An 8,966-nucleotide genomic window follows, 5' to 3' on the forward strand; every position below is an offset into this window, starting at 1 on the left:
CCTTGGGATTGACCACGCTGCCGTGCTCGCCGGACAGCACGTCGAGGATGTTCTGGAACGCGGTGCGGAAGTACAGCTCGTAGCTGTCGCGCTCGACGTAGCCCAGATGCGGCGTGCAGATGCAGTTCTCCATGCGCAGCAGTGCGTGGCCCTGCAGGATGGGCTCCGACTCGAACACGTCGACCGCCGCCATGCCGGGCCGGCCCCGGTTCAGCGCCGCCACCAGCGCGTTTTCCTCGACCAGCTCGGCGCGGCTGGTGTTGACGAACAGTGCAGTCGGCTTCATCGAGGTCAGGTCGGCCAGCTTGACGATATGGCGCGTCTCGTCGTTCAGCCGCAGCAGCAGCGACAGCACGTCGCTGTCGGCGAACAGCTGCTCCCTGGACTCGGCCACCGCGAAGCCGTCCTCGCGCGCGGCCGTCTGCGAGCCCTCGCGGCCCCACACCAGCACGTTCATGCCGAAGGCGCGGCCATAGCCGGCCACCAGGCGGCCGATCTTGCCGTAGCCCCAGATGCCCAGCGTCTGCCCCTTGAGCACCTGGCCAAGCCCGAAATTGGGCGGCATCGTGGTCGATTTCAGACCCGACTGCTGCCAGGCGCCGTGCTTCAGGCTGGCGACGTACTGCGGGATCCGCCGCTGCGCCGCCATGATCAGCGCCCAGGTCAGCTCGGCCGGGGCGACCGGCGAACCGACGCCTTCGAGCACCACCACGCCGCGGTCGGTGCAGGCGTCGACGTCGATATGGCTGCCGGCGCCGCCGACCCGGCCGGTCTGGCTGATGATCTTGAGCTTCGGCAGCTTCTCCAGCAGCTGGCGCGTGATGCGGGTGCGCTCGCGGATCAGCACCACGGCTTCGACATCGGACAGGCGCGCCGCCAGCTGGCCCACGCCCTTGACGGTGTTGTTGAACACCTTGACGTCATGCCCCTGCAGCAGCTGGAAGCAGGCCAGCTTGCGCACGGCATCCTGGTAGTCGTCGAGAACGGCAATTTTCATCGTCGGATTCGGTGAGGCGGTTCGGTGAGGCGGTTCGGTGAGGCGATTCGGTGAAGCGGTTCGGTAAGGCGGTTCCGGCGGGGCGGCTCGGTCCGCTGCGGTGAGCGGCCGGATGCCCGATTGCGGTGCAATTGACCCAGCAATCCGGTTGGTACGCGTACCCACAGACCGGCATGCCCGCGGCCAGTAAGGTGGGCCACCAAAGTGCTGCGACAAGCCATGGCGACAGGGCGTTCGGACCGATTTCCGCGCCCGCCGCTTGCTGCAGAGCAAAAAACGGAGGACGACAGCGGTGGTATCCTTGCCGCCTTCGGTGACGTCCCGGATTGTCGGTCGAGCTTCGCTCCCGCAGCCGGTTTGTCGCCGGACAAAGCTTGACTGGCACCCGCTGCGACACGTCCGCGGGAAAACCGCCACTGTAGCGCAGCCGCAAGGACCCCCGCGATCGATTCACCACAGGATCGCGCCGGACTTGTAACGGGATGTGACGGTCCCGAGCGAGCGTGGTCGAGGACCGGCCACCATGCGGTCGCCATGCGGGCACAACGCCCGCCCCACATGCGGAACCGCTTCCACAAGAAGTGGTCCCTCAAGCATGCGGCCATGGCACGCGTTCTCGTCGGCTCCGCGTTTCACCCGGCTGTTTGACGATATTCAGAGCGCGGCCCCGGGCCAGGCTTTGCCAAAGATTTCTTTTTGCTTTGGAGTACCACCATGAACCACCCCACCATGCAAGGCACACCGGCGCTGAACGTTCCGGCCTGGGTCAAGCACCAGAAGCTGGTCGCCTGGGTCGCCGAGATCGCCGCGCTGACCAAGCCCGACAGCATCTACTGGTGCGACGGCTCCCAGGAGGAATACGACCGCCTGTGCGAGCAGATGGTCGCCGCCGGCACGATGAAGCGGCTCAACCCCGCCAAGCGCAAGAACTCCTTCCTGGCCCTGTCGGACCCCTCCGATGTCGCGCGCGTCGAGGACCGTACCTTCATCTGCTCGCAGAAGCAGGAGGACGCCGGCCCCACCAACAACTGGATGCCGCCGGCCGAAATGCGCCAGACCCTGAGCGGGCTGTTCGATGGCTGCATGCGCGGCCGCACGCTGTACGTGGTGCCGTTCTCGATGGGGCCGCTCGGTTCGCCGATCGCCCACATCGGCGTGGAGCTGTCCGACAGCCCGTACGTCGCCGTCAACATGCGGATCATGACCCGCATGGGCCGCGCCGTGTACGACGTGCTGGGCGCCGATGGCGAGTTCGTGCCTTGCGTGCATACCGTCGGCAAGCCGCTGGCCGCCGGCGAGAAGGACGTGCCGTGGCCGTGCAACCCGACCAAGTACATCGTCCATTTCCCCGAGACGCGCGAGATCTGGTCGTTCGGCTCGGGCTACGGCGGCAACGCGCTGCTGGGCAAGAAGTGCTTCGCGCTGCGGATCGCCTCGACCATGGGCCGAGACGAGGGCTGGCTGGCCGAACACATGCTGATCCTCGGCGTGACCTCGCCCGAGGGCAAGAAGTACCACGTCGCGGCGGCCTTCCCGTCGGCCTGCGGCAAGACCAACTTCGCGATGCTGATTCCGCCCAAGGGTTTCGAGGGCTGGAAGGTCACCACCATCGGCGACGACATCGCCTGGATCAAGCCGGGCAAGGACGGCCGCCTGTACGCGATCAACCCGGAAGCCGGCTACTTCGGCGTGGCCCCGGGCACCAGCGAGAAGACCAACTTCAATGCGATGGCGACGCTGAAGGAAAACGTCATCTTCACCAACGTCGCGCTGACCGATGACGGCGACGTCTGGTGGGAAGGCATGACCAAGGAAGCGCCGGCCCACCTGATCGACTGGCAGGGCAAGGACTGGACGCCGGAGATCGCCAGGCAGACGGGCGCCAAGGCCGCCCACCCGAACGCGCGCTTCACCGCGCCGGCATCGCAGTGCCCATCGATCGACGCGAACTGGGACAACCCGGCCGGCGTGCCGATCGACGCCTTCATCTTCGGCGGCCGCCGCTCGACCACGGTGCCGCTGGTGACCGAGGCCCGCAACTGGACCGAAGGCGTCTACATGGCCGCCACCATGGGTTCGGAAACCACCGCCGCGGCCGCCGGCCAGCAGGGCGTGGTGCGCCGCGATCCGTTCGCGATGCTGCCGTTCTGCGGCTACAACATGAGCGACTACTTCGGCCACTGGCTGGCGCTGGGCAACAAGCTCGAGGCCGCCGGCGCCAAGCTGCCGAAGATCTACTGCGTCAACTGGTTCCGCAAGGACGAGGCCGGCAACTTCGTGTGGCCGGGCTTCGGCGAGAACATGCGCGTGCTGTCGTGGATGATCGACCGCGTCGAAGGCCGGGGCCAGGGCACCGAGCACGTGTTCGGCACCTCGCCGCGCTACGAGGACCTGCGCTGGGAAGGCCTGGACTTCTCGCCCGAGCAGTTCCAGAAGGTGACCTCGATCGACCGCGCCGCCTGGGAACAGGAACTGGCGCTGCACGAAGAGCTGTTCACCCAGCTCAAGCACCATCTGCCGCAGGCGCTGTCCGAAACCAAGGACGCGCTGGCCAAGCGGCTGGCGGCCTGATGCGGTAGTGCCGCACGTCGCGCTTGCCATCGGCAAGCGCGACGGCAAAAAACGAAGCCCTCGCGATGTTGTGCGCGAGGGCTTTTTTTTCGTCCGGCGTTTTTGCTCGACAGGCCAGCCTGGGCGCCATCAACGCTTCGCCTTCGCCTCACCCGCCATTCGCTTCGCCCCCCAACTGCTCCACCGCATACTTGACCAAGCCCGCGCGCCCCTCGATGCCGAGCTTGCGTTTGAGGTTCAGCCGATGCGTCTCCACCGTGCGCACCGACACGCCGAGGGACGCCGCGATCTCCTTGTTGGCGAGGCCCCGGCCGATGCCGTTCAGGATGTCGCGCTCGCGCGGGGTCAGTGCATCGAGCGGATGCGGAGCCGGACCTTCCTCGATCATGCGGCGCGCGATGCGGGCGCTGTAGAACACGCGGCCGGCCAGCACGGCGTCGATCGCGGCCAGCAGTTCGTCGGCCGGGGCGTCCTTGAGCACGTAGCCGCGCGCGCCGGCGCGCATCGCCTGGCGGACGTATTCGAGGTTGTCGTGCATCGACAGCATCAGCACCGCGATCTCGGGATAGCGCTGGTGCAGCGCGTCCGCCAGCGCGATACCGCCCATGCCGCGCATGCCGATATCGGTGATCAGCAGGTCGGGCAGCGCATCCGGCTGGCGGCGCGCCAGCCAGGCCAGCGCCGCTTCACCGTCGTCGGCCTCGCCGACCACGGTCACACTCGGCTGCAGGGCCAGATGCATGCGCATGCCGTCGCGCACCAGCGTGTGGTCGTCGACCAGCAGCACGCGCGCGGGACGGTAGGGTTCGGAGAAGGAACTCATCGGGACAGCGGGGAAGAGTGGGACGGGGCGCCCGGCGGCGCGTCCGCCGTCCTGGCGAGCGCCCGCGTGTCGGGCACGAACGCCGAGGCCGGCAGATACGCCCGCAGGCGCGTGCCGCCCGGGGCGGACTGGATATCGAATTCGCCGCCGAGGCTGGCGATGCGCTCGCGCAGATTGCGCAGTCCGATGCCGCCGCGCGGGTCGCGCTGCACGCGCTCGAGATCGAAGCCGCTGCCGTCGTCCTGCACCACCAGCGCGACGCCGGACTCGGCATACGACAGCGTCAGCTGGACCCGCCGCGCATTGGCGTGGCGCTCGACATTGGTCAGCGCCTCCTGCGCGATGCGGTACAGCGCGGTGGCCGCTTCATCCGACAGCGGCCGCGGCACGCCGTGGCAGTCGATATCGATCTTCAGTCCGCTCGCGCCCTGCATCTCGCGCGCCAGATGCTGCAACGCGGCCTGCAGGCCCAGATCGTCGAGCAGCGCCGGACGCAGATTGCGGGCAACGCGCCGCACCTCGTTGAACACCGTCTCCAGCCGGTTCAGCGCCATGCCCAGCACGGGCGTCACCGCACCGCCGTCGGTGGGCGCCTGCGCGAGCCGGTTCAGCGCGGTTTCGAGCACCAGCTTGACCGACACCAGCAGCTGGCTGACGCCGTCATGCAGCTCGCGCGACAGTCGCGCGCGTTCGTCCTCCTGCGAGCGCACCACGCGCTGCGCCAGCTGCCGCAGCTTGGCGTCGGCCTCGCGATGCTCGCTGATGTTCAACGCCAGCCCGCCCGCGCCGACCAGCAGGATGCTGATCGCGGCGATCGCGCCGATCCACGCCAGCGTGGCGCGGATATCGGTCTCGGCGCGCTTGTCGAGCTCGCGCAGCGTGCGTTCGACATCGTCCAGGTAGATGCCGGTGCCGAGCATCCAGCCCCATTCCGGCACCGCGACCACATAGCCGAGCTTGGGCGCCATCTGCCGCGTCGACGGCTTCTCCCAGCGATAGCGCACCGCGCCGCCGCCCGCGCGTGCCGCCGCGATCAATTGCTGGATCGGCAGCGCGCCCTCGGGATCGCGCAGGTCCCACAGGTTCCTGCCGATCAGGTCCGGCTGGCGCGGGTGCATCAGGTTGCGGCCGTTCAGGTCGTACAGGAAGAAGTAGCCGTCCGGGCCGTAGTCCAGCCCCGCCAGCGCCTGCATCGCGGCCTGGCGCGTGGCCTCGTCGTTGCGGCCCGACTTGACCAGCGGGGCGATCGCGCTCTGGGCCAGCTGCACGTAGTGGCGCAGTTCGGTTTCCTTGCTCTGCAGATAGGCGGCCTCGACCAGCGCGCGCTCGTGGCGGACCAGCGCGGTGGCCTGATAGTGCACCGCCAGCGCGATGCCAAGCATGGCGATCGCCAGCGGCGCCACCGCGAGCAGCAGAATCTTCTGGCGGAGTTTCATCGTGACCAGGGTAAACACGGATGCCTGGGAAGCGGCGTCTCACCGTCCCGTTGCGTAGTACTACGCAGGATCGCTGCGTAGTTACGCGCTTGTGCCTCGATTGGCGGGTGTCAATACTACACGCCGACGCGCGACCGGCCGCCAGGCCAGGCGCGAAGTCATTCGCAACGGGATGCGCCAGTGCCCCGCACCGGCGTATCGCCCCGCCTGCCAGACAAGATCCGGACCGGAAGTCGAGGGACCGGGCGCCGCTGAAATCTGGAGACAGCTTGCCCCCGATCCCCCGCCATTCGCCGCCCGACGGCGCGCGTGCCACCGTGCGCGCCGAGCGGTCCACCGGCCCTTGTCGCTCTGCGGGCTTTGTTCCATGTGGTCTGAGGAGACCTTCACTATGAATCGCATCGGGCAACACCTGATGTGGCTGGCCGTCGCCGTGCTCGGCGCGTTTGCCTTCGCCACCGTTGCACTGTCGCGCGGCGAAGCCGTCAGTGCCTTGTGGATCGTGGTCGCCGCGATCTGCATCTATCTGATCGCTTACCGCTACTACAGCCGCTTCATCGCCGACAAGGTGATGCAGCTGGACCCGAAACGGATGACGCCGGCCTGGCGCCATAACGACGGCCTGGACTACGTGCCGACCAACAAGGCGGTGCTGTTCGGCCACCACTTCGCCGCGATCGCCGGCGCCGGACCGCTGGTCGGACCGGTGCTCGCCGCGCAGATGGGCTACATGCCCGGCATGCTGTGGATCCTGGCCGGCGTGGTGTTCGCCGGCGCGGTGCAGGACTTCATGGTGCTGTTCATCTCGACCCGCCGCGACGGCCGCTCGCTGGGCGACCTGGTCAAGGCCGAGATGGGCACGGTGCCCGGCATGATCGCGCTGTTCGGCTGCTTCATGATCATGATCATCATCCTCGCCGTGCTGGCGCTGATCGTGGTCAAGGCGCTGGCCGATTCGCCGTGGGGCACCTTCACGGTGGCGGTGACGATCCCGATCGCGCTGTTCATGGGCGTCTACACCCGCTACATCCGCCCGGGCCGCATCGGCGAGGTGTCGGTGATCGGCTTCGTGCTGCTGATGCTCGCCATCGTCGGCGGCCAGTACGTGCACGAGAGCACCACGCTGGCGCCGCTGTTCACCTTCGACGGCAAGGCGCTGACCTGGATGCTGATCGGCTACGGCTTCGTCGCCGCGGTGCTGCCGGTGTGGCTGCTGCTGGCTCCGCGCGACTACCTGTCGACCTTCCTGAAGATCGGCACCATCATCGCGCTGGCGGTCGGCATCCTGATCGTCGCGCCGGAACTGAAGATGCCGGCCTTCACGCAGTTCGCCGAAGGCGGCGGTCCGGTCTGGTCGGGCAACCTGTTCCCGTTCCTGTTCATCACCATCGCCTGCGGCGCGGTGTCGGGCTTCCACGCGCTGATCTCATCGGGCACCACGCCCAAGCTGCTGGAGAACGAGACCCACGCGCGCTTCATCGGCTACGGCGCGATGCTGGCCGAGTCCTTCGTCGCGATCATGGCGCTGGTGGCCGCCTCGGTGATCGAGCCGGGCGTCTACTTCGCGATGAACAGCCCGGCCGCGGCAATCGGCACCACGCCGGAGGCGGTGGCCCAGGCGGTGTCGAACTGGGGCTTCGTGATCACGCCCGACGTGCTGGTGCAGACCGCCAGGGACGTCGGCGAAAACACCATCATCTCGCGCGCCGGCGGCGCGCCGACGCTGGCGGTCGGCATCGCCCACATCCTGCACCAGGTGGTCGGCGGCCAGGCCATGATGGCGTTCTGGTACCACTTCGCCATCCTGTTCGAGGCGCTGTTCATCCTGACCGCCGTCGACGCGGGCACCCGCGCCGGCCGCTTCATGCTGCAGGACCTGCTGGGCAGCTTCGTGCCGTCGATGCGCCGTACCGACTCGCTGCCGGCCAACCTGATCGCGACCGCGCTGTGCGTCGGCGCCTGGGGCTACTTCCTGTACCAAGGCGTGGTCGATCCGCTGGGCGGCATCAACACGCTGTGGCCGCTGTTCGGCATCTCGAACCAGATGCTGGCCGCTGTGGCGCTGGTGCTGGGCACCTGCGTGCTGGTCAAGATGAAGCGCGGCCGCTATGCCTGGGTCACGCTGCTGCCGACCGTCTGGCTGCTGATCTGCACGCTGACCGCCGGCTGGCAGAAGCTGTTCCATGCCGACCCGAAGATCGGCTTCCTGTCGCACGCCAGCAAGTTCAGCGACGCGATCGCCCAGGGTACGGTGCTGGCGCCGGCCAAGACGATGGAGCAGATGCACCGCATCGTGTTCAACGACTACCTGGACGCGGGCCTGTGCGCGCTGTTCATGGCGGTGGTGCTGTCGATCGTCTATTACGGCCTGCGTACCGGCCTGCGCGCCGGCGCCCAGGCACGGCCGACCGCGCACGAGACGCCGTTCGAGCCGCTGCCGGCGGCCGCTTCGGCGCAGCGCTGAGTCAGGCGTCGAAGCCGATGCCGACGCCGTAACGTCAAACCCCACGCAGAAGGAACGCCATGCTGGATCCGCTGAACAAGATGGGCCAAATGGGCCGCTACCTGGGCCAGTCGCTGCGGCTGATGGTCGGGCTGCCCGACTACCAGACCTATGTGGCCCATATGGAAAGCACGCATCCGGACCGCGAGCCGATGAGCTACGAGGAGTTCTTCCGCGAGCGGCAGGAGGCGCGTTACGGCGGCGGGCAGGGCAAGTGCTGCTGAGCTGCTGAGCTGCTGACCCTGCGAGCTACTGAGCGCCTGAGCCGCAGTTGCCGAGCTGCCGAGGCTCCCGGGCGGGGAATCCGGTGTGTCGTTGTCCTGACGAGATCGCCGGGTTCTCCTCCTTGGGGAAGACGACAAGCTGTCAACATGTCAAAGGCTGCCCACGGGCAGCCTTTGTTGCGTTTCTGCAGCATTAATAAAGGCTTACAGGCAGTTACAGCAATGTCCGTGCCCAAAATCTACACTTGCATCACAGTTTGGCAACCAGAGGAAAAACACTATGTCTCGCCGACTCGTTCGCAATATGACCGTGGCCCTCGCCCTGGCGGCATCGACGACGCTGCCTGCATTCGCGAGCGACATGAATAACGCACTGGGTGGCGCCCTCGGCGGCGTCGCCGGTGCAGCCGTC

The 8,966-nt window shown here is 67.6% G+C and carries 6 protein-coding genes; 3 read left to right on the plus strand and 3 right to left on the minus strand.

Going from position 1 to position 8,966, the window contains the following annotated elements:
- A partial coding sequence (locus tag AC6EI8_RS20865) for a D-2-hydroxyacid dehydrogenase family protein (RefSeq protein ID WP_498382762.1) occupies positions 1-997 on the minus strand: 997 nt, incomplete at its 3' end.
- Positions 998-1,711: 714 nt separating this feature from the next.
- On the opposite strand from AC6EI8_RS20865, the gene AC6EI8_RS20870 reads away from it, so the two are divergent.
- Entirely contained in the window at positions 1,712-3,568 is a 1,857-nt protein-coding gene (locus tag AC6EI8_RS20870) for a phosphoenolpyruvate carboxykinase (GTP) (RefSeq protein ID WP_149317421.1), read from the plus strand.
- A gap of 148 nt (positions 3,569-3,716) precedes the next feature.
- On the opposite strand, the gene AC6EI8_RS20875 is transcribed toward AC6EI8_RS20870, so the two are convergent.
- Both AC6EI8_RS20875 and AC6EI8_RS20880 read right to left on the minus strand, forming a co-directional pair.
- Positions 3,717-4,391 carry a response regulator gene (locus tag AC6EI8_RS20875; RefSeq protein ID WP_150083192.1) on the minus strand — a complete coding sequence of 225 codons (675 nt, stop codon included), beginning with the start codon at positions 4,389-4,391 and terminating at the stop codon, positions 3,717-3,719.
- Positions 4,388-5,827 carry a cache domain-containing protein gene (locus AC6EI8_RS20880; RefSeq protein WP_149317423.1) on the minus strand — a complete coding sequence of 480 codons (1,440 nt, stop codon included), beginning with the start codon at positions 5,825-5,827 and terminating at the stop codon, positions 4,388-4,390. The genes AC6EI8_RS20875 and AC6EI8_RS20880 overlap by 4 nt, the downstream gene beginning before the upstream one ends.
- Before the next feature lie 391 nt (positions 5,828-6,218).
- Between AC6EI8_RS20880 and AC6EI8_RS20885 the strand changes: the two genes are divergently transcribed.
- Both AC6EI8_RS20885 and AC6EI8_RS20890 read left to right on the plus strand, forming a co-directional pair.
- The gene (locus AC6EI8_RS20885; RefSeq protein WP_149317424.1) at positions 6,219-8,291 is read left to right on the plus strand and encodes a carbon starvation CstA family protein; all 2,073 of its coding nucleotides are present in this window, start codon (positions 6,219-6,221) and stop codon (positions 8,289-8,291) included.
- Positions 8,292-8,350: 59 nt separating this feature from the next.
- Positions 8,351-8,554, plus strand: coding sequence for a YbdD/YjiX family protein (locus tag AC6EI8_RS20890; protein ID WP_006579436.1), 204 nt, complete (start codon positions 8,351-8,353; stop codon positions 8,552-8,554).
- Positions 8,555-8,966 lie beyond the last annotated feature (412 nt).

It is taken from the genome of Cupriavidus sp. R6-3 (assembly GCF_059772245.1).

Bases quoted from the DNA above. Each gene is read 5' to 3' on its own strand.
- AC6EI8_RS20870 (WP_149317421.1), top strand. From the start codon at position 1,712: ATGAACCACCCCACCATGCAAGGCACACCGGCGCTGAACGTTCCGGCC.
- AC6EI8_RS20875 (WP_150083192.1), bottom strand. From the start codon at position 4,391: ATGAGTTCCTTCTCCGAACCCTACCGTCCCGCGCGCGTGCTGCTGGTC.
- AC6EI8_RS20880 (WP_149317423.1), bottom strand. From the start codon at position 5,827: ATGAAACTCCGCCAGAAGATTCTGCTGCTCGCGGTGGCGCCGCTGGCG.
- AC6EI8_RS20885 (WP_149317424.1), top strand. From the start codon at position 6,219: ATGAATCGCATCGGGCAACACCTGATGTGGCTGGCCGTCGCCGTGCTC.
- AC6EI8_RS20890 (WP_006579436.1), top strand. From the start codon at position 8,351: ATGCTGGATCCGCTGAACAAGATGGGCCAAATGGGCCGCTACCTGGGC.